Annotated in this window: 20 protein-coding genes and 2 pseudogenes; 12 read left to right on the top strand and 10 right to left on the bottom strand. The window is 70.6% G+C overall.

Translation table 11 applies throughout. The annotated features are described in order from the left end of the window. Positions 1-6: 6 nt before the first annotated feature. Entirely contained in the window at positions 7-486 is a 480-nt protein-coding gene (gene bfr, locus BN971_RS03555) for a bacterioferritin (protein ID WP_085182440.1), read from the bottom strand. A gap of 253 nt (positions 487-739) precedes the next feature. Here bfr and BN971_RS03560 point away from each other — a divergent pair, with 253 nt between their 5' ends. Beyond that, positions 740-919: a (2Fe-2S)-binding protein gene (locus BN971_RS03560; protein ID WP_085182439.1), complete on the top strand. Its 180-nt coding sequence runs from the start codon at positions 740-742 to the stop codon at positions 917-919. 14 nt (positions 920-933) lie between these two features. On the opposite strand, the gene BN971_RS03565 is transcribed toward BN971_RS03560, so the two are convergent. Genes BN971_RS03565 through BN971_RS03580 form a run of 4 tightly spaced genes read right to left on the bottom strand, consistent with a single transcriptional unit; the run spans position 934 to position 3807 of the window. Continuing rightward, the gene (locus tag BN971_RS03565) at positions 934-1686 is read right to left on the bottom strand and encodes an enoyl-CoA hydratase/isomerase family protein (RefSeq protein WP_085182438.1); all 753 of its coding nucleotides are present in this window, start codon (positions 1684-1686) and stop codon (positions 934-936) included. Between the two features lie 9 nt (positions 1687-1695). After that, positions 1696-2142 carry a TIGR03618 family F420-dependent PPOX class oxidoreductase gene (locus BN971_RS03570; protein WP_085182437.1) on the bottom strand — a complete coding sequence of 149 codons (447 nt, stop codon included), beginning with the start codon at positions 2140-2142 and terminating at the stop codon, positions 1696-1698. Between the two features lie 9 nt (positions 2143-2151). Next, positions 2152-2862: a hypothetical protein gene (locus BN971_RS03575; protein ID WP_085182436.1), complete on the bottom strand. Its 711-nt coding sequence runs from the start codon at positions 2860-2862 to the stop codon at positions 2152-2154. Between the two features lie 9 nt (positions 2863-2871). Then, positions 2872-3807, bottom strand: coding sequence for a hydrogen peroxide-inducible genes activator (locus BN971_RS03580; RefSeq protein ID WP_085182435.1), 936 nt, complete (start codon positions 3805-3807; stop codon positions 2872-2874). Between the two features lie 101 nt (positions 3808-3908). On the opposite strand from BN971_RS03580, the gene BN971_RS03585 reads away from it, so the two are divergent. Genes BN971_RS03585 through BN971_RS03595 form a run of 3 tightly spaced genes read left to right on the top strand, consistent with a single transcriptional unit; the run spans position 3909 to position 6320 of the window. After that, complete coding sequence (locus BN971_RS03585) at positions 3909-4496, top strand: peroxiredoxin (RefSeq protein WP_085182434.1); 588 nt, start codon at positions 3909-3911, stop codon at positions 4494-4496. After that, complete coding sequence (locus BN971_RS03590; RefSeq protein ID WP_085182433.1) at positions 4493-5029, top strand: alkyl hydroperoxide reductase; 537 nt, start codon at positions 4493-4495, stop codon at positions 5027-5029. Before BN971_RS03585 ends, BN971_RS03590 begins: the two co-directional genes overlap by 4 nt. 10 nt (positions 5030-5039) lie before the next feature. Further along, the gene (locus BN971_RS03595; RefSeq protein ID WP_085182432.1) at positions 5040-6320 is read left to right on the top strand and encodes an alpha-amylase family glycosyl hydrolase; all 1281 of its coding nucleotides are present in this window, start codon (positions 5040-5042) and stop codon (positions 6318-6320) included. A 210-nt stretch (positions 6321-6530) separates the two neighbouring features. Here the strand turns inward: BN971_RS03595 and BN971_RS03600 are convergent, their stop codons facing one another. Beyond that, positions 6531-6962, bottom strand: coding sequence for a DUF1810 domain-containing protein (locus BN971_RS03600; protein WP_085182431.1), 432 nt, complete (start codon positions 6960-6962; stop codon positions 6531-6533). An 18-nt stretch (positions 6963-6980) separates the two neighbouring features. Here BN971_RS03600 and BN971_RS03605 point away from each other — a divergent pair, with 18 nt between their 5' ends. After that, a complete protein-coding gene (locus BN971_RS03605) occupies positions 6981-8216 on the top strand; it encodes an alpha-hydroxy acid oxidase (RefSeq protein WP_085182430.1) in 1236 nt (411 codons plus the stop codon). A gap of 3 nt (positions 8217-8219) precedes the next feature. On the opposite strand, the gene BN971_RS03610 is transcribed toward BN971_RS03605, so the two are convergent. Further along, a complete protein-coding gene (locus BN971_RS03610) occupies positions 8220-9347 on the bottom strand; it encodes a phytanoyl-CoA dioxygenase family protein (protein WP_085182429.1) in 1128 nt (375 codons plus the stop codon). Between the two features lie 88 nt (positions 9348-9435). Here BN971_RS03610 and lon point away from each other — a divergent pair, with 88 nt between their 5' ends. The 4 genes from lon to BN971_RS03630 all read left to right on the top strand — a co-directional run bounded on the left by lon (position 9436) and on the right by BN971_RS03630 (position 13406). Continuing rightward, a complete protein-coding gene (lon, locus tag BN971_RS03615) occupies positions 9436-11757 on the top strand; it encodes an endopeptidase La (protein WP_085182428.1) in 2322 nt (773 codons plus the stop codon). A 44-nt stretch (positions 11758-11801) separates the two neighbouring features. Further along, positions 11802-12215: a nitroreductase family deazaflavin-dependent oxidoreductase gene (locus BN971_RS03620; RefSeq protein WP_245836991.1), complete on the top strand. Its 414-nt coding sequence runs from the start codon at positions 11802-11804 to the stop codon at positions 12213-12215. 13 nt (positions 12216-12228) lie between these two features. Further along, a complete protein-coding gene (locus BN971_RS03625; RefSeq protein ID WP_085182427.1) occupies positions 12229-12588 on the top strand; it encodes a TfoX/Sxy family protein in 360 nt (119 codons plus the stop codon). A 71-nt stretch (positions 12589-12659) separates the two neighbouring features. After that, positions 12660-13406, top strand: coding sequence for a DUF72 domain-containing protein (locus BN971_RS03630; RefSeq protein ID WP_085182426.1), 747 nt, complete (start codon positions 12660-12662; stop codon positions 13404-13406). Here the strand turns inward: BN971_RS03630 and BN971_RS03635 are convergent. The 3 genes and pseudogenes from BN971_RS03635 to BN971_RS03645 form a co-directional block, all read right to left on the bottom strand. Next, positions 13403-13681 (bottom strand): annotated as a pseudogene (locus tag BN971_RS03635) (hypothetical protein); the annotation flags it as partial. The gene BN971_RS03630 and the pseudogene BN971_RS03635 sit on opposite strands and share 4 nt — an antisense overlap. Positions 13682-13688: 7 nt before the next feature. Continuing rightward, a pseudogene (locus BN971_RS03640) lies at positions 13689-14588 on the bottom strand (acetyl-CoA acetyltransferase); the annotation flags it as partial. Positions 14589-14705: 117 nt separating this feature from the next. Continuing rightward, the gene (locus tag BN971_RS03645) at positions 14706-17105 is read right to left on the bottom strand and encodes a CoA transferase (protein WP_085182462.1); all 2400 of its coding nucleotides are present in this window, start codon (positions 17103-17105) and stop codon (positions 14706-14708) included. 122 nt (positions 17106-17227) lie between these two features. Between BN971_RS03645 and BN971_RS03650 the strand changes: the two genes are divergently transcribed. The 3 genes from BN971_RS03650 to BN971_RS03660 all read left to right on the top strand — a co-directional run. Then, positions 17228-18139 carry an undecaprenyl-diphosphate phosphatase gene (locus BN971_RS03650; protein WP_085182423.1) on the top strand — a complete coding sequence of 304 codons (912 nt, stop codon included), beginning with the start codon at positions 17228-17230 and terminating at the stop codon, positions 18137-18139. Between the two features lie 42 nt (positions 18140-18181). Next, entirely contained in the window at positions 18182-18733 is a 552-nt protein-coding gene (locus BN971_RS03655; RefSeq protein ID WP_085182422.1) for a DUF427 domain-containing protein, read from the top strand. Positions 18734-18752: 19 nt separating this feature from the next. After that, positions 18753-19006: NAD(P)-binding protein (locus BN971_RS03660; protein WP_139027084.1), on the top strand; the 254-nt coding region annotated here is incomplete at its 3' end.

Here is a 19006-nt window from a genome sequence, read left to right on the forward strand (position 1 = left end):
GCCGGATCAGGTCGGGGGCCGGGACACGCACTGCGCGGAGTAGAGCTCCTCGCCCAACTTGTCCATCAGCTCCAGTTGGGTCTGCAGGTAGTCGACGTGCAATTCCTCGTCGGCGACGATCTTCTCCAACAGGTTGGCGCTGGTGGTGTCTTGTTTTTCCCGGCACATGATGATTCCCGGCTTGAGCCGGTTCAACACATCGAACTCGATGGCCAGGTCCGCCTCGAACTGCTCGCGCAGGGTTTGGCCGACGCGCAACGATCCGATTCGCTGGTAGTTCGGCAGGCCGTCGAGCAGCAGGATGCGGTCGGTGATCTCCTCGGCGTGCCGCATCTCGTCGAAGGACTCGTCGCGGGTGTGCTTGGCCAGCTCGGTGAAACCCCAGTTCTCCTGCATCTTCGAGTGCAGGAAGTACTGGTTGATTGCCGTCAGCTCACTGGTCAGCTGCTCGTTGAGCAGCCGCAAAACGTCCGGGTCCCCTTGCATGTTCCTCCTCCGGTATGAGCTGTCCTGGCTAGCCGACCATGGGCACTGTGACGCGCACGCCCATAGCGGACTTTGCCATGCCGACCGGCGATCTGCCAGCAAGGCATGGCTTCGCTCAGTGCGTGGGGCGTGACTTGAATCACCCTGGTGGCGGCCGAAGTAAGGTTAGACTCCACTAATCTTGTTAGGGTAGACTTCGCTAACACGAGCCCGTCGGTGAAGGAGCGTTCTGGACGTGCAGGAGGTGCGCTGAATGTACGTATGCCTGTGCGTCGGGGCCACCAGCCAGACCGTGTCCGACGCCGTCGAACGGGGCGCATCCACCTCCAAGGAGGTCGCCGCGGCCTGCGGGGCCGGCGGCGATTGCGGGCGGTGCAGGCGCACGCTGCGCGGGATCATCGAAGCCACCCGCAACCTCCAGCACGCCTCGTAATTTTCGGGTCGGATTCAGCGGCGGGTGTTGAAATCCGCCAGGGCCGCGGCGTTGGCCTGGGTGCCCATGAGTTCGGCGAAGTGAGCGTTTTCCCGGGCGCTGGCCGCCGCGATCTCGGGCCGGATGGGTTCCATCATCGTGTGCTTGACGGCCATCAGGCTCGAAATGGGCCGGGCCGCAAGGATTTCGGCATGCCGACGGGCCTCGGGTAGCAATTCGTCGGGGTCGCACACCCGCCAGACCAGACCCATCCGCAGCGCCTCCTGCGCGTCGACCCATTCCGACGACATCAGCAGCCAGGCGGCGTTCTGCCGGCCCACCAGTTGCGGCAGCAGGTAGGACGACGCCGCCTCCGGCGCCACGCCGAGGCTGGTGAACGGGCACTTCAGTCGCGCCGTCGACGACATGAACGCCAGGTCGGCGTAGCCGAGGATGGTCGCGCCGATCCCCACCCCGACGCCGTTGACGGCGCAGATCAGCGGCTTGGGGAACGCACTGAGGGCCTCGATGAGCCCGCGGAAACCGTGCTTGCCCGGCGTGAAGTCCGGGTTGGTGACCATTTCCTGCATCTCGGCCAGATCGGTGCCGGCGCTGAAGCCGCGGCCGGCGCCGGTCAACAACACGACGGCGACCTCGGGGTCCCCGGCGGCGGCCAGCAGCGCCTCGGCGGTGGCGTCGTAGAGCGCTTCGTTGAACGCGTTGAGCGCCTTGGGCCGGTTCAGCGTCAGGGTGCGGACCCGCTTGTCGTCGTCGATCTGCAGCGTCACGGCTGCAGCCTAGCCGTTGCTGTAGACCCGGGTGGGGGCGATCAACACCACGGCCCGCCCCTCCCGGGCCATCACCCGGTCGTACTCGTCCCAGTCGTCGTGGGTGCCGCCCGCGGCGCGGAAGACCTCGCGCAGCAGCAGCCGCAACTGGTCGGCGCCCGTCAGCCACGCCGGCGCGTCGTCGGGCCCGGCCAGCTCGGCGCGACCCTCCACGGTCGCCCACTGCCACCCCTGGCGGAAGGTGACGGCGAGCTGCGGGCGCGCCCGCAGGTTGGCGAGTTTGACCCGTCCGTAGGTGGTGAAGCCGAGCACCGGCTCGCCGGTGGCGGGGTGGCGCAGCAGGCCCACGTTGACCAGCGACGCCTGCACCGTCGCGTCGGCGCGAACCGTCGACACCACCGCCAACCCGTGTTCGGGTGCCGCCAGCGCCACGGCCTCGTTCAGTGTCGTCGTCATGTGAATTCCCTACTGTGCGAACGGCGTTGCGAACACGTACCGGCTGGTCGGCACCGCGTCGATGTTCTCGTTGGCGCCGAACGCGGCGGTGCTGGCGACCATCCGGCCCAGGCGGTCCTGCAGGTCGGCGTCGTCGGCCGCCCCGAAGAACGCCTGGAGGTCGCCGACGGCCTCGATCGGGAACAGCTCTTCGACGATGCCCGCGATGTTCGCGCTGTCGGGGGCGCCGGGGATCAGCGTTCGCACCACCCAGTTCTGGGTGTAGCCGAACGTCGACTGCGTCTCGATGGCCACCGACGTGTGGTGGAGCTGCCAGCGGGAGAGCCAGGCCGCCTGGTCCAGCTCCGCGGGCCGGCGCAGCAACGCGATGTTGGCCAAACCCGCTGTGCGAGAACCGGATTCGGTGACCGGTCCGGGCAGGGGAACCGACTCGGTCACCAGGAAGGCGGCCAGGTTCTCGCACTCGCCGGCGAGGATCTCCAGGGCCGCGGTGAGCTGCTCGCCGTAGCACTGCTGGGTCCACATGCTCACCACCGCGGCGACCGGCGGATCCAGCGTCGTCAGCGTCATCAGCGACGGACGCACCGCGTCGTCGCGGACGTTGACCGACAGGCCGGGCAGCCCCAGGCCCAGCAGCGCCTCGGCGACCGGGCCCCGCTGGCGGGCGCACCACTGCTCGTCCGAGTCTGGGCGCATCAGCACCGCGATGACCTTCTCCATACGGCGAACCTACTTGACCGGCCGAACCTGATGTTCCTGTCCGACCAACTCGCCGATCAGGCCCGCCAGCTGGCGGTAGGGCTCGTCGCGACCGCTGGACGAACGAAACACCAGCCCGATCCGTCGCCCCGGGCGCGGCGCGGCGAAATGCGCGAGCTCCACCCGGCTGCGCGCCGCCTCGACCGGCACGGCGGTCTGCGGAATCAGCGTCACCCCCAGCCCGCCGCTGACGCACTGGACCGCCGTCGCCAGCGAGGCGGCCCGGGTGGTGGCCAGCTCGGCGCGCACCCCGGCCGACTGGCAGACGTCCAGCGCCTGGTCGCGCAGGCAGTGCCCCTCGTCGAGCAACAGCAGCGGCAGGTCGGCCAGCGCCGCCGCCGTTACCCGGCGCCTGCCCGCCAGCGGATGACCCGGCGGAAGCGCGAGCACGAAGTCCTCCTCGTAGATCGGTATCGCGGTGACGCCCGGCGCGTCGGTGGGCACCGCGATCAGCGCCGCATCCACGGCGCCGTCGCGCAACATCGTCAGCAGGCGGTCGGTCTGGTCCTCGATGACCCGCAGGGTCAGCTCCGGCAGTTGCCCGCCGAGGCCGGCCAGCACGCTCGGCAGCACATAGGGCGCGACGGTCGGAATCAGGCCGAGCCGCATGCCGGCCCGCAGCGGGTCCGTCGTCCCGGCGGCCTCGGCGGTGAACGCGTCCACCGCCTCGATCACCGCCTGGGCGCGGGGCAGCAGCTGGGTGCCCTCCGCCGTGAGGAACACCCGCCGCGTCGACCGCTCGATCAGCGGCGTGCCCAGGCCCGCCTCCAGCGCGGCCAGCGACTGCGACAGCGTCGATTGGCTGACACCGAGAGTCGTTGCCGCGCTGCTGAAGTGGCGCCTCTCGGCGACGGCCACGAACGCCCGCAGGCCGGCAACGGTGGGCTGATAGCTCTTATCGGACATACCTATAACTCCAGTGGGATATATCACCTTTACTTCACCCAGCGTACGCGGCAACATGGGACACGAACACTAATCTTGATTGAATCCAGAAAAGGAGCGACATGCCTTTGCTGACCATCGGCGACCAGTTCCCCGCCTACGAGCTCACCGCCCTGATCGCCGGCGACCTGTCGAAGGTCAACGCCCAACAGCCCGGCGACTACTTCACCACGATCACCAACGAGGACCACCCGGGGAAGTGGCGCGTGGTGTTCTTCTGGCCCAAGGACTTCACCTTCGTGTGCCCGACCGAGATCGCCGCGTTCGGCAAGCTGAACGACGAGTTCGCCGACCGCGACGCGCAGGTCCTGGGCGTCTCGATCGACAGCGAGTTCGTGCACTTCAACTGGCGCGCGCAGCACGAGGACCTCAAGAACCTGCCCTTCCCGATGCTCTCCGACATCAAGCGTGAGCTGTCGCTGGCCACCGGCGTTCTCAACGCCGACGGCGTGGCCGACCGGGTCACGTTCCTGGTCGACCCCAACAACGAGATCCAATTCGTCTCGGCCACAGCCGGATCCGTGGGACGCAACGTCGAGGAGGTGCTCCGGGTGCTCGACGCCCTGCAGTCCGACGAGCTGTGCGCGTGCAACTGGCGCAAGGGCGACCCGACGCTGAACGCGGCCGAACTGCTCAAGGCCTCGGCATGAGCGTAGATAGCCTCAAAGACGCGCTGCCCGAGTACGCCAAGGACCTCAAGCTCAATCTCGGCTCGATCACGCGCAGCACCGAACTGAATGACGAACAGCTGTGGGGAACGCTGTTGGCCAGCGCCGCCGCGACGCGTAACACCCAGGTGCTGGCCGACATCGGCGCCGATGCGGCCGGCATCCTGTCCGCCGAGGCCTACAACGCGGCGCTGGGCGCCGCGTCGATCATGGGCATGAACAACGTGTTCTACCGTGGCCGGGGCTTCCTCGAGGGCAAGTACGACGACCTGCGCGCGGGTCTGCGGATGAACATCATCGGGAACCCGGGTGTGGACAAGGCGAACTTCGAGCTGTGGTGCTTCGCCGTGTCGTCGATCAACGGGTGCCCGGACTGCGTGGCCTCCCACGAGCACACGCTGCGCGAGGCGGGCGTGAGCCGGGAGACCATCCAGGAGGCGCTGAAGGCCGCGGCGATCGTGGCCGGGGTGGCCCAGGCGATCGTCGCCTCGCAGACGCTGGCGACGGTCGGCTGATAATAGCGTTGTGACGGTACCGGGCTGGGTCGAGCACGCCATCTGGTGGCAGGCCTATCCCCTGGGCTTCGTGGGCGCCTTCCCCACGTCAGGCGAGCCGCCGCGGCCGGGCGAACACCGGTTGCGGCGGCTCGTCGACTGGTTCGACCACGCCATCGAGCTGGGGGCGTCGGGCGTCGCGCTGGGACCCATCTTTGCCTCGCGCACACACGGTTACGACACCACCGACCACTACCGCATCGATCCCCGCCTCGGCGACGGCAGCGACTTCGATCACCTGGTCGACGAGGCGCACCGACGCGGACTGCGCGTCCTGCTCGACGGTGTGTTCAATCACGTGGGCACGGACTTCCCCCGATATCGCGACGCGACTCCCGGCTGGTTCAGCGGAGATACGTTCGAGGGGCACTCGGAGTTGATCACGCTCAACCACGCCAATCCCGAGGTCGCCGACTACGTGGTCGACGTGATGGAGCACTGGCTCGAACGAGGCGCCGACGGCTGGCGCCTGGACGCGGCATACGCCGTGCCGCAATCGTTCTGGGCGTCGACGTTGCCCCGGGTGCGCGCGCGCTTCTCGGACGCGTGGTTCGTCGGTGAGCTGATCCACGGCGACTACGCGGCGGCGGTGCGGTCGTCGACCTTCGACTCGGCGACCCAGTACGAGCTGTGGAAGGCGATCTGGAGCAGCCTCAACGACGGCAACTTCTTCGAACTGGACTGGGCGCTGCAACGGCACAACGAGTTCCTGTCCGTCTTCGCCCCGCTGACCTTCATCGGCAACCACGACGTCACGCGCATCGCCAGCCGGCTCGAGCGCCCGGAGCACGTGGCCATCGCGTTGGTGATCCTGATGACCATCGGCGGCGTGCCCAGCATCTACGCCGGCGACGAACTCGGGTTTCGCGGCGTCAAGGAGGAGCGGTACGGCGGCGACGACGCGGTCCGCCCCGAATTCGGCTCTCCCCCATTGGAATTGGATCCGTTCGTCGTCGAGGTGTGGGAGCTGCACCGGTATCTGATCGGGCTGCGCCGCCGCCACCCGTGGTTGCATCGCGCCGCGACTGAGGCGGTGCGGGTGGAGAACCGGGGGTATGTCTACGAGACGCGCAGCGGGGACGACAGGCTGCTGGTCGCGCTCAACATCGACGACGAGCCGCTGCGCCTGAGCGCGTCGAAGCTGGGCGGCGCGCGCGTTGAGGTGATCGCCGGCTCCGGGGCTCCGCCGCCGCAGATGCTCGAGCGGGTCGACGTCGAGCCGCACGGCTGGCGGATTCTGCGGCCCGCGTAGCCGCCGCCCTCGCCCGGGCCTCCCGTGCCCGCGTTGTCACATCCGGCTCAGCAGCCCCTGGCGGAGGTGGCACCATTTTTGCCCGCCTCATAGCGACAAATGTGCTGCGGGACCTGGTTTGTCGCTATGAGGCGGGCACAACGTCGCACGCCCGGCCGAGGTGCTGGTGTGGCCAACGGGGCGCATGCCGCCGCAAAAGCAGCGCCGCCCTCACCCGCCCGTCAGCCGCGCCAGCGTCAGAGGGTCTTCCCCACCGTCGTAGTACTTGTCGAGCACCGCGACGAAGTCGCCGTTGTCGTCGGTGGCCCGGGCGAATAGCGTCATCGACGAGCGAAGCTTCAGATCGTCGGGTGAGCCGAAGATCTCACCGGCCGTGCGGCCCGCCACCGAATCGACCAGCCGGGCGCACTCGTGCAGCCGCGGCCCCAGCACACCGTGGCGCAGGTACGCGCCGGCCTCCTCCAGCGAGGAGATGCCGTAGCGCAACGCCATCGAGCTGCCGCCCAGGCCCCGCAGTTGCGGGAACACGAACCACATCCAGTGGCCGCGCTTGCGCCCGTCGCGCAGCTCCCGAACCACCTGGGGGTACACCGGGGCCTGCGCCTCCACGAAGCGCTCGAGGTCGAAGGGGTCGCTCGCCATGCGACTACGGTGACACACATGGCCGTCCGGCGACGAGTGCCCAAAGTGCGCGACCTCGCGCCGCTGATCCGGTTCAAACGCCCGCAGTTCGACGCGACGAGGCGCCGCCTGGACGCCGCGCTCACCATCGAGGACCTGCGGCGCCTCGCCAAACGGCGCACGCCCAGGGCGGCGTTCGACTACACCGACGGCGCGGCCGAGGACGAGCTGTCCCTCGGCCGCGCCCGACAAGCCTTCCGGGACATCGAGTTTCACCCGACGATCCTGCGCGACGTCTCCTGCGTGGCCACCGGGTGGGACGTGCTGGGGCGGCCCGTCGCGCTGCCCTTCGCGATCGCCCCGACCGGGTTCACCCGGTTGATGCACACCGAGGGCGAGATCGCCGGCGCCGCGGCCGCGGCGGCCGCCGGGATCCCGTTCTCGCTGTCCACGCTCGGGACCACCGCGGTGGAGGACCTGGTGGCCGCTGTTCCTCAGGGGCGCAAATGGTTTCAGCTGTACATGTGGCGCGACAGGGAACGCTCGATGGCGTTGGTGCAGCGCGCGGCCGACGCCGGCTTCGACACGCTGCTGGTCACCGTCGACGTTCCGGTCGCCGGCGCGCGGTTCCGGGACGTGCGCAACGGGATGTCGATCCCGCCCGCGCTGACCCTGCGAACGGTCCTCGACGCGCTGCCGCGGGCCCGCTGGTGGTTCGACCTGTTCACCACCGAGCCCTTGTCGTTCGCGTCGCTGGACCGGTGGTCGGGCACCGTCGGTGAGTACCTGAACACCATGTTCGACCCCACCGTCACCTTCGACGACCTCTCCTGGATCAAGGACCGCTGGCCCGGCAGGCTCGTCGTGAAGGGCATCCAGACGATCGAGGACGCCCGCGCCGTCGTCGACCGCGGCGTGGACGGGATCGTGTTGTCCAATCACGGTGGGCGCCAACTGGACCGGGCGCCGGTGCCGTTTCACCTGCTGCCGGCGGTCGCGCGCGACCTGGGCGAGCACACCGAGATCCTGCTGGACACCGGCATCATGTCGGGTGCCGACATCGTGGCGGCCGTCGCGCTGGGCGCGCGCTGCACGCTGGTCGGGCGGGCCTACCTCTACGGGCTGATGGCGGGCGGGGAGGCGGGCGTGCGGCGGGCCATCGAGATCCTGCAGACCGGCGTGGTCCGCACCATGGCGCTGCTGGGCGTCAGCAGCCTCGAGGAGCTGTCGCCCCAGCACGTCACCCAGTTGCAGCGGTTCGGTCCCCGCGCCTGACGGCTACCGGAGGCGGGCGACCTGCTCGGTGCGGTTGCGCACCAGGTCGTTGAAGGCCTGGCCGGGCCCGACGTGGTCGAAGAGTCGCGGCGGGTAGTGCGTGACGTACATGGTGCGGCGGCCGCCCGCGCCGGTGGGCCGCGGCGAGGCGTGCATGAGGTCCTGGATGTGTACCGTGACGTCGCCGGGGGCGGTGTCGATGCTCACCACCGGCGCGTCGCTCATCCGCTGTTCCCAGCGGTAGTGGATGGCCTGACCGTGGCTGCCGGGCAGGACCTGCAGGTGGCCGGTCGAGGCGTCCGAACCCGTCACTTGGATGCCGACGCTGACCGCCGGGCACATGATCGCGTGGCCGCCCATTCCGCAGTCCTGGTGCCACGGGATGTTCGACAGCCCGCTGGTGTTCCCCGGCGCCTTGAGCAGCACCGCGCTGCCTTCCATCCGGTCGGGGGCGGCGCGCAGTGCCGGGTCGATGAGGGTGCCCAGCCGGCGCACCCGGGCGTCGTTCTCCAGCGCGGCCAGCACCGGCGAGCGCACCGTCGCGTAGACCAGCCGGCACAGCACGCTGCCGCCGTCCTCGGTGGTCGCCCACCACGATTCGTCGTCGCCCGGGCGGGCCCGCTCGGCCAGCCGGTCGATCTCGCGGTTGGCCGCCCGCATCTCGTCGGCGGAGAACACCCCACGGACGTGGAGGTAACCCATGGTCCGCAGCTGGGCGGCCAGGTCGGCGTCGTCGGCATCGAGCGTGAACGCGGCGTGGGGGTCGCGCCCCCGCAGGTCGATTCGGCTCGGGTCGTAGGGCGGGATCCCCGCATGCAGGTAGCGCAGCACCGGGTCCCAGTCGGCCAGTTGCTCGAATCCGCCTCGCTCGAAGGACAACTCGTTGCTGAGCAGGAGGTTGATGGTGGTGCGGAACTGGCCGACCATGTCGTCCCAGGCCCGCCGCGACAGGCGCACCGCGGCGTCGCCGTCGGCCCGCGCCTCGGCGACGCGGATCGTCGGGCCGACGGCGGAATAGGTGACGGCGTCGTCGCCGACGAGGAACGTGATGGATCCGGTGGACGCCAGGCCTCCGGCCGCGGATTCGAGGATCTGCGGGTCCGGGGGCGGTGCGGGAGGCGACAGTGCCACGGTCCGATTATGCGCGCCGGCGGGCCCCGCGGGAACAAACCGGCAACCGGCTGGGTTAAGCCGAGCAGACTCAACTTATGGAGGATTGATGGCTGAAGCCAAGTCGGTTCCGGTGCTGTTTGTCACGGACACCGTCGTGCTGCCCGGGATGGTGGTGCCGATCGCGCTCGACGACGCCGCGCGGGCGGCGATCGACGCCGCGCAGGCCAGCGAATCGGGGCAGCTGCTGATCGCGCCCCGGCTGGACGACCGCTACCCCTCGCACGGCGTGATCGCGAAGATTCTGCAGGTCGGCCGCATCGCCGGCGGCGGCAGCGCCGCCGTCGTGCGCGGTGAGCGCCGGGCCCAGATCGGTGCGGGCGCGTCCGGCCCGGGTGCCGCGCTGTGGGTCGAGGTGACCGAGGTGGTCGAGCCCGAGGTGACCGACGAGGTCAAGGCGCTGACGGCCGAGTACCGCAAGCTGCTGCTGGCCATGCTGCAGCGGCGCGAGGCCTGGGAGATCGTCGACTACGTCAACCGCCTGACCGACCCGTCGGCGCTGGCCGACACGTCGGGCTACGCGTCGTACCTGTCCAGCGAGCAGAAGCGGCAACTGGTCGAGACCGTGGACGTGGCCGAGCGGCTGCGGGTGCTGATCGACTGGACCAGCAGCCACCTGGCCGAGGTCGAGGTCAACGACAAGATCGCGGAGGACGTCCGCGAGGGCATGGAGAAGACGCAGAAGGAGTTCCTGCTGCGCCAGCAGCTGGCCGCGATCCGCAAGGAGCTCGGCGAGGGCGAGCCCGACGGCTCCGATGATTACCGTGCCCGCGTCGAGGCCGCCGACCTGCCCGAGAAGGTGCGCGAGGCCGCGCTGCGCGAGGTCGGCAAGCTGGAGCGGGCCAGCGACCAGAGCCCGGAAAGCGGCTGGATCCGCACCTGGCTGGACACCGTCCTGGACCTGCCGTGGAACGTGCGCACCGAGGACTCGACCGACCTGAAGGCCGCGCGGGAGATCCTGGACGCCGACCACCACGGGCTGGACGACGTCAAGGACCGCATCGTCGAGTACCTGGCCGTGCGCACCCGCCGCGCCCAGCGCGGCCTGCAGGTGGTCGGCGGCCGCGGCTCCGGCGCGGTGATGGTGCTGGCCGGCCCGCCGGGCGTCGGCAAGACGTCGCTGGGTGAGAGCGTGGCGCGGGCGCTGGGCCGCAAGTTCGTGCGCGTCGCCCTGGGCGGCGTGCGCGACGAGGCCGAGATCCGCGGGCACCGGCGCACCTATGTGGGCGCGCTGCCCGGCCGGATCGTGCGCGCGATCGGCGAGGCGGGCACCATGAATCCCGTCGTGCTGCTGGACGAGATCGACAAGGTCGGCTCCGACTACCGGGGTGACCCGAGCGCGGCCCTGCTAGAGGTGCTCGACCCCGCGCAGAACCACACCTTCCGGGACCACTACCTGGATCTGGATCTGGACCTGTCGGACGTGGTGTTCCTGGCGACCGCGAACGTCATCGAGAACATCCCGTCGGCCCTGCTGGACCGCATGGAGCTGGTGGCCATCGACGGGTACACCGAGGACGACAAGGTCGCCATCGCCCGCGACTACCTGCTGCCCCGGCAGCGGGAGCGGGCGGCGCTGACCGCCGACGAGGTGGTCGTCACCGACGCCGCGCTGCGCAAGGTCGCGGCCGACTACACCCGCGAGCCGGGCGTCCGGCAGTTCGAGAGGTTGCTGGCCAAGGCGCTGCGCAAGGTCACGACGAAGCTCGCCGAGCACAGCGGGCCGGTCACCATCGACGAGCCCGACCTGGTCGGCTACCTGGGCCGGCCGCGGTTCACCCCCGAGTCGGCCGAACGCACGGCGGTGCCGGGCGTGGCCACCGGCCTGGCCGTCACGGGCCTGGGCGGTGACGTGCTCTACATCGAGGCCGGCGCCACCGACGGCGAGCCCGGCCTGCAGCTGACGGGTCAGCTGGGTGACGTGATGAAGGAGTCGGCGCAGATCGCGCTGTCCTACGTGCGCTCGCACGCTGACGCGCTCGGTGTCGACCCCACGGCGCTGGACCGCCGCATCCACGTCCACGTGCCCGCCGGCGCCGTCCCCAAGGACGGCCCGTCGGCCGGCGTCACCATGGTCACCGCGCTGGTGTCCATGGCGACCGGGCGCCAGGTCCGCTCCGACGTCGGCATGACCGGCGAGGTCACGCTGAACGGACGGGTGCTGCCGATCGGCGGCGTCAAGCAGAAGCTGCTGGCCGCCCAGCGGGCCGGGTTGTCGACGGTGTTCATCCCGGCGCGCAACGAGCCGGACCTGGATGACGTGCCCGCCGAGGTGCTCGACGCGCTGGACGTGCGGCCGATGACCGACGTCGCGGAGATCGTCGCCCAGGCCCTGGAGCCGGCGGCGCAGGCGGCGACCGTCGCGGCCTAACGGTGGCAGCCGCCCCCGAAAGGGGGCGGCTGTTTGCGTCGCGGCTGGCGTCAGCTACCGGCTGGGCGTTCAATGAATCGGTGAGCCTCAAACGTCAAGTGGTCCATCGCGTTCAACGGTTCCTGGTCAACCCGGTGGGCCGGAAAATGCCCGGCGTGATCCTGGAAACCACCGGGCGCAAGAGCGGCCGGCCGCGGCGCACGGCCGTCGGCGGCCGCGCGGTCAACGACACGTTCTGGATGGTGTCCGAACACGGCGAGCATTCCGACTACGTCCGCAACATCCAGGCAAATCCGGCCGTGCGCCTGCGCATCAACGGCCGGTGGCGCAGCGGGACCGCTCACCTGCTTCCCGACGACGACCCGCTGCAGCGGCTGGGCAACCTGCCCGCCCTCAACAGCGCCATCGTGCGCCTGATGGGCAGCGACCTGCTGACCATCAGGGTCGACCTGGACTGACTTTCGCATCGACATGGCCTACGACGAAGACCTGGCCAACGCCATCCGCGAAATGCTCAGCGCCGAGAGCGGCGTCGAGGAAAAGCGCATGTTCGGCGGCCTGGCGTTCCTGGTCAACGGCAACATGTCCGTGGCCGTCAGTGGGCAGGGTGGCCTGCTGGTCCGCGTGCCGCCGGAAGACTCCGACCAGCTCGTGCGGCGCGCCCACGTCAGCGTCATGGTGATGGCGGGCAGGGAAACCCGCGGCTGGGTCCGCGTCGGCGCCGCCGGGGTGCGGACCAGGCGACAGCTGCAGGGCTGGGTCACCCGGGGCGTCGGCTACGCGCGCGGCCTGCCGCCCAAGCGGGTGTTTTCGCGGGTGCCGGGCGGGTAGCCGTTCCCCATGCCCTACTTCGACGACCGCGCCACCGCGGCGGCAAAGCAATTGGGTCTTTTGAGCGCGCCGTGACGATCCGGATCGGCACCTCGGGGTGGTCCTACAACCATTGGGCCGACGTGCTGTACCCCCCGCGGATGGCGCCGGCGCGCCGGTTGGAGCGCTACGCCGAGGTGTTCGACACCGTCGAGCTGAACGCGAGTTTCTACCGCTGGCCCAAGGATTCGACCTTCGCCGGGTGGCGCGAACGGCTGCCGCCCGGCTTCACCATGTCGGTCAAGGCGCACCGGGGGCTGACCCACTACCGACGGCTGGCCTCCCCCGAGCCGTGGATCGAGCGGTTCGAACGCTGTTGGCAGCTGCTGGGCGATCGGCACGGCGTGCTGCTGGTGCAACTGCACCCCGAGCAGCAGCGCGATGACGCCCGCCTGGAGGGGTTCCTGCGCGCCGTGCCCGACCCGATCCGGGTGGCCATGGAGCTGCGGCACCCGTCGTGGAACGACCCCTCGGTGTTCGCGCTGCTCGAAAAATGGCGCGCCGCCTACGTCGTGATGAGCGGCGCGGGCCTGCCGTGCGTCCCGCGGGCCACCACCGACTTCGTCTACATCCGCATGCACGGCCCCGACCCCGCGGCGATGTATGCGGGTTCCTATCCCGACGACGAGCTGCGGGAGTGGGCGCGCCGGATCGCCGGCTGGGACGGCGACGGCAAGGACGTGTGGATGTACTTCAACAACGACCTGGGCGGCCACGCCGTCCGCAACGCGCTCACGCTGCGCGGGCTCCTGGGCCAATCCGGAGCGGCGCCGGTCTAGTCGCCGGCGTGGGCGGGAGCCCACGCGCCGTCGATCAGGTCGGGCGGGCGCTGCGCCTGCAGCCGCTCCCGTTCGGCGCGGCGCCTCTTGACCCGCAGCCGGGCGTCCGCCGGCGGCGTGACGAGCTCGTCGCAGGTGAGGTAGTACACGTCGTCCCCGGCGTCGATCAGATCCGCCGTCACGTAACGAGAACCCAACTCCCGCAAGGTCATTCGTAGCTCGTGGGTGAACCGCAGGGTGGTATCGTGCGCGAGCTCGCGCCAGTGCTGGGCGCCGCCGACCGGCGCCGGCGATGCGGATGGCCGCCGACCGGTGCAGCTCGTCGCGCTCGGCCAGCGCAAAGGTGTCGTGCGCGTCGGTGCCCGCCTGCGGAAACACCCAGCGCTCGGCGGGCACGTTCAGCTCCCTCGCCCGCTCGACCGACGTGAGGACCAGCGCCGCGCCCTGGTCGACCATGTTGTTGGAGTTCATCAGCTTGGTGTAGGGCCAGCTGATCATCCGGTTCTGCGGACCCGGCCGGCAGATCTCCTCGGCGGTGACGGGTTTGCGGATCCAGGCGTGCGGGTTGTTGACCGCCACCGCGTTGAAGCGGGCCCACAGTTCGCCGACGCGCTTGCGGTGATCGTCGATCGACTCGCCGGTGGCGATCCGCAGCGCCTGCTCGAACAGCGGATAGACGTAGGCGGGCCGGTCCAGCCCGATGCGGATCTCCGCCTCGCCGGCCATCGGCACGTCCTCGCCGCTGACCTCGGCGGCCGGAACGGATTTGTCCTGCGTCGTCCATACCAGTTTGCCGCCCTTGGCGCGCAATCCCCTTCGCGTGCGCCAGGTTTCGGCCCCGGCCAGCAACACCACACCCGCCCGGCCGCGCTGGATGTCCAGGCAGGCGCGGTTGATCAGCGACTGCGGCACGTTGCCGCCGATGGGGCTGTAGAGCGTGGTGAAGTCGGTGGCGCCGATGCGCTGGCCCAGCAGCAACCCCGGGTCGCGATAGCGGGCCGACAAGACGTTCACCACGCGAATGGAGTCCACGGCCGCGACGACCCGGCCGTCGGCGGCCAGCCGGGCCGCGTCGGCCATCAGGTCGATCGGTTCGACGGACCTCTTTTCGGGGTCGATCTCGTCGCGGTGGTTGACCTGGCCGTAGCCGATCAGCACCGGTGTCCTGGGGTCGACGGTCATGGAACGAATTTAGCGTGGCTATGAATATGGGCGGTTTGCGGCCGTCGAATGTGAAGCTGGCTTCACGCTCGCGCACGAATGTGAAGCCAGCTTCACGCTCGGCCGGGAAGCGTACGGCTAGGCCGTCCCGAACAGCACCCGCTCGCCGATCAGCCGGTCGGTCTCCTGGGCGCTCATGCCGAGCAGGGTCCGGCAGATCTCCCGGGTGTCCTGCCCGGGTTGCGGCGCCGGGCGTTGCGGCGCGGGCGGAATGTGCAGGAACGGCGCGGGGCCCGTCTCGGCCGGGAGCGGACGCTCGATGAGCGGATGTGTCATGTCGCTGAACACTTTTCGCAAAGCCAGCTGGGGATCTTCCAGGACGTCGGGCGGGCGGTTCATCGGCCCAGCCGGCACCCCGGCTGACTGCAGGAGCTCGCTGGCCCGCAGCGGGGTGCGCTGCCGGGTCCAGGCCGACATCAACTCCACCAATTCCCCCCGGTTGGCCACCCGCGCCTCGCCGGTGGCGAAGCGCGGGTCCTCGGCCCATTCGGCATGGTCGAAAACCGATGCGGCACTGAACCATTCGTCGTCGGTCGGAATCGAGATGACGCACCACTCGTCGTCGCCCGCGCAGGGGCAGACCGCGTGCAGCCCGGTGTCGTCGCGGAGCCGGGCAAGCCCTGCGGCCACGGCGGCCCGGGTCACGTAGAGGGTGTCGAGCTGGTTGACGACGGCCTCGGCCTGCGAGACGTGGACGCGGGCCCCGCGGCCGGTGCGGTCGCGGTGGATCAGCGCGGCCAGCGCCGCGATGGCGACGATCCGCCCGACCACGTGGTCGGGGAAGATCGTCGTCGCGTCGTAGAAGGCGTGCCGCGGCTGGTCGGCCTCGCTGTCCGGGTCGTCGGGGTCCTCGGTGGTCCACAGCCGGGTGACGCCGGTGGCGGCCCGCACCAACGGGCCGTATCCCAGCCGGGTGCTCCACGGCCCCGTGTCGCCGTACGCGCTGCTCTCGGCGATCACCAGCCGCGGGTTGACCGCGCGCAGTTGGTCCGGGGAAAGCCCCAGTGCCGCAAGGGTTCCCGGCTTGAAGTTGGCGAACACCGCGTCGGACTTGGCGACGAGCCTGCCGAAGATCTCCTTGCCCTCGGCGACACGCAGGTCCACGCCGAACGCGAGCTGGTTGCGGTGGGTCCACGCGAACGACTCGCTCATGGCCTCGCCGGCGCGGGCCTGCCGCAGGCCGTCGGGGTAGTCGGCGCTTTCGACCTTGATCACCTCGGCGCCCAGGTCTCCGAACAGCCGCCCGAGCTCGCCGCCGGCCACGATGATGCCCAGGTCGAGAATCCGCAGACCCGCAAACGGGTAGTCCCCGACCCGGGCCGACGGGGCACCCACCAGCGCGGGATTCCCGCGCCAGGACGGCGCGTCGTCCCCGAGGCCGGGTGCCGGCGCCCGAAAACCCGAGCGCTCGCCGTCGACGACGAAATACCCGGTGGGCACGCGGGCGCGCACGCCCGGCACCAGTTCGGCCTCGGTGATGGCGCCCACCGCCTGGAAATGGTCGGAGCCCAGGATCTGCGACGGGGTGAGCACCGCGGCGATCGGGACGCCGTGCCGCTGGCCCTCGGCCACCAAGTCCTTCATGGCCTGGCCGGCGAACAGCGCCCCGACCAGCACGCTGATCTGCGGCCAGGCCGCGAAGCGGGCGCCGATCGCGTCGTATTGCGGGTCCTGGAACTCCTCCGGCTCGCCGAGCCAGCGCCGAAGCCCGCGCCACTGCCGCGGGGCCATGATGCACAGCCGGACGTAGCCGTCGCTGCAGGGATAGATCGGGTACGCGTCCTGGTTCCTGGGCCGCCCGCGCCAGCGCCCCGCGCGGCGGACGCCCGCGGCGGCCTGCCCGTGCGCCCCGAACGCCGGGTCGAGCGCCATCACCACGGCGTCGAACCGGGAGAAGTCGATGTAATCCCCGGTGCCGCAACGCAACCGGTTGTAGTAGGCGACCAGCACCGCCCACGCCGCCTGCACGGCGGCCGTCGCCGAGGCGATGCCGTTCGGGGGCAGCACCGGAGTGCCGGTCGCGGGGCCCGAGCGCGACAGCGCGCCGCCCATCGCGTACAGCACCGCGTCGGTGGCGCGCCACGGCGCGCGCGGGCCGGTCGCCCCGAAGTCGGTGACCGACAGCACCACCAGGTGCGGGTAGCGGGCGGCCAGTTCGGCGGGCGGTGTCCCGAAGAGCTCCGCCAGCCCGTCGTCGACCACGATGTCGGCCTCCGCGGCCAGGTCGAGGAACCGGCCGCAGTCCTCCTCCTCGCGGGGGTCCAGCACGGCACCGCTCTTGTTGGCGTTGTGCACCGCGAACGGGATGCTGGCCCCGGCCAGCGTGGGCGGCGCGTCGCGTCCGGGGCTGCCGCCCGGTGGTTCCAGCTTGAGCACGTCGGCGCCCAGATCGGCGAACAGGCGCGTCACCGCGTCGGCCGCACCGCTCGACAAGTCCAGGACGCGCACCGCGTCGAGCAACCCGTCAGACATCTGCACACCGTACCCGGCCGGTTCGGGGCAAACCGCCACGACTAGGGTGACGGCCAAATGTACAGCCGCTCAAGTGCGTTCGGCCGCAGCTTCGAGCGGTTACCCGCGGAGATGGAGGCACCCGGCCCGTGAGCGCGCACCTGAGCTACCTCGAGGCCGTGGTCGTCGGCGCGTTTCAGGGCGTCACCGAACTGTTCCCCGTGTCCAGCCTCGGGCACTCGGTCCTGGTGCCGGCGCTGGTCGGCGGCCAGTGGGCGCGGGACCTCGACGTCTCCGCGCCGAAATCGCCGTACCTGGCGTTCCTCGTCGGCCTGCACGTCGCGACCGCGGCCGCCCTGCTGGTGTTCTTCTGGCGCGATTGGCTGCGCGTCCTGGCCGGCCTGGGTTCGTCGTTGCGGCACCGCCGGGTCCGCACGCCCGACGAGCGGCTCGCCTGGTTGCTGATCGCCGCCACCATTCCGGTCGGGCTGGCCGGGCTGGCGCTCGAGCAACTGTTCCGCACCACGCTCGGCAAGCCGGTCCCGGCCGCGGCGTTCCTTCTCCTCAACGGCGTCGTCCTCTACGCCGGCGAGGTGTTGCGGCGCCGCGTCGCGCCGCACGACGCCCCGGCGCGCGGGGAGCACCCCGATCACACGGGCGAGGCCATCGACGAACGCCTGGCGGAGTTGCCGCTCGGCCGCGGCGTGCTGATCGGGTCCGCCCAGATCCTCGCCCTGCTGCCCGGGATCAGCCGCTCGGGCATCACGATCGTGGCCGGGCTGTGGCGCGGCCTGTCCCACGAGGACGCCGCCCGCTTCTCGTTCCTGCTGGCGACGCCGATCATCCTGGCCGCCGGTCTGTACAAGATCCCCGAACTGTTCGGGCCGCTGGGGGCCGGCATCGGAGGTCAGGTTCTGGCGGGCGGTGTGGCCTCGTTCGTCAGCGCGTACCTGGCAGTGCGGTATCTGACGCGCTACTTCCAGACCCGCACCCTGACGCCCTTCGCCGTCTACTGCGCGCTGGCCGGGGCGGGCAGCCTGGCGTGGCTGACGCTGCACTGATCGTCGCCGGAAGCCCGGCACTTCGGCCGCTACTATCGAGGGATGGTCGCCGATGAAACACACGCGGGTCCGGATAAGGACCGGGACGCCGAAACACCGCGGCCCACAAGTGATTCCGCGCCCGCTGCCCGGCAAGAGTCGGTGTGGGACTACCCGCGGCCCCCGCGCCTGGAGCCCTTCAGCGGCCCGATCACCGTCGAATTGGGCGGCGAAGTCGTCGCGGCGACCCGCGAGGCGTGGCGGGTGCTCGAGACCAGCCACCCGCCGACCTACTACCTGCCCCGTGGGGCGTTCGTCCCCGGCGCGCTGCGCGCGGCGTCCGGGCAGTCCTGGTGCGAGTGGAAGGGCCAGGCGAGCTACTTCGACCTGGTCGCCGGCGACGTCGTCGCCGCAAAGGCCGCCTGGACCTACCCCAACCCGACGCCGGGGTTCGCGCCGCTCGCCGGCGCGGTGGCGGTGATGGCGGCCAAGGTCGACCGCTGCACCGTCAACGGCGAAACCGTCGTCCCGCAACCCGGGGGCTTCTACGGCGGCTGGATCACCAGCTGGGTGACCGGTCCGTTCAAAGGCGTTCCCGGATCGGCGGGGTGGTGACCGCCGGGGGCACGAGGCCATGACGGACGACGTCGACGTGCTGGTCATCGGCGCGGGACTCGCCGGCCTGCGCTGCGCGGGCGTGCTGGCGGACGCGGGCCGCGACGTGCGGGTGTGGGAGGCCGGCGACGACGTGGGCGGCCGAATCCGCACCGACGTGATCGACGGGTTCCTCTGCGACCGCGGCTTCCAGGTACTCAACCCGGCCTACCCCGAACTCTCCCGCGCCGCCGACGTCGGGGCGCTGCGGCTGCAGCCGTTCACCGCCGGGGT

The organism is Mycobacterium bohemicum DSM 44277 (assembly GCF_001053185.1).
GTDB classification, from domain to species: Bacteria; Actinomycetota; Actinomycetes; order Mycobacteriales; family Mycobacteriaceae; genus Mycobacterium; species Mycobacterium bohemicum.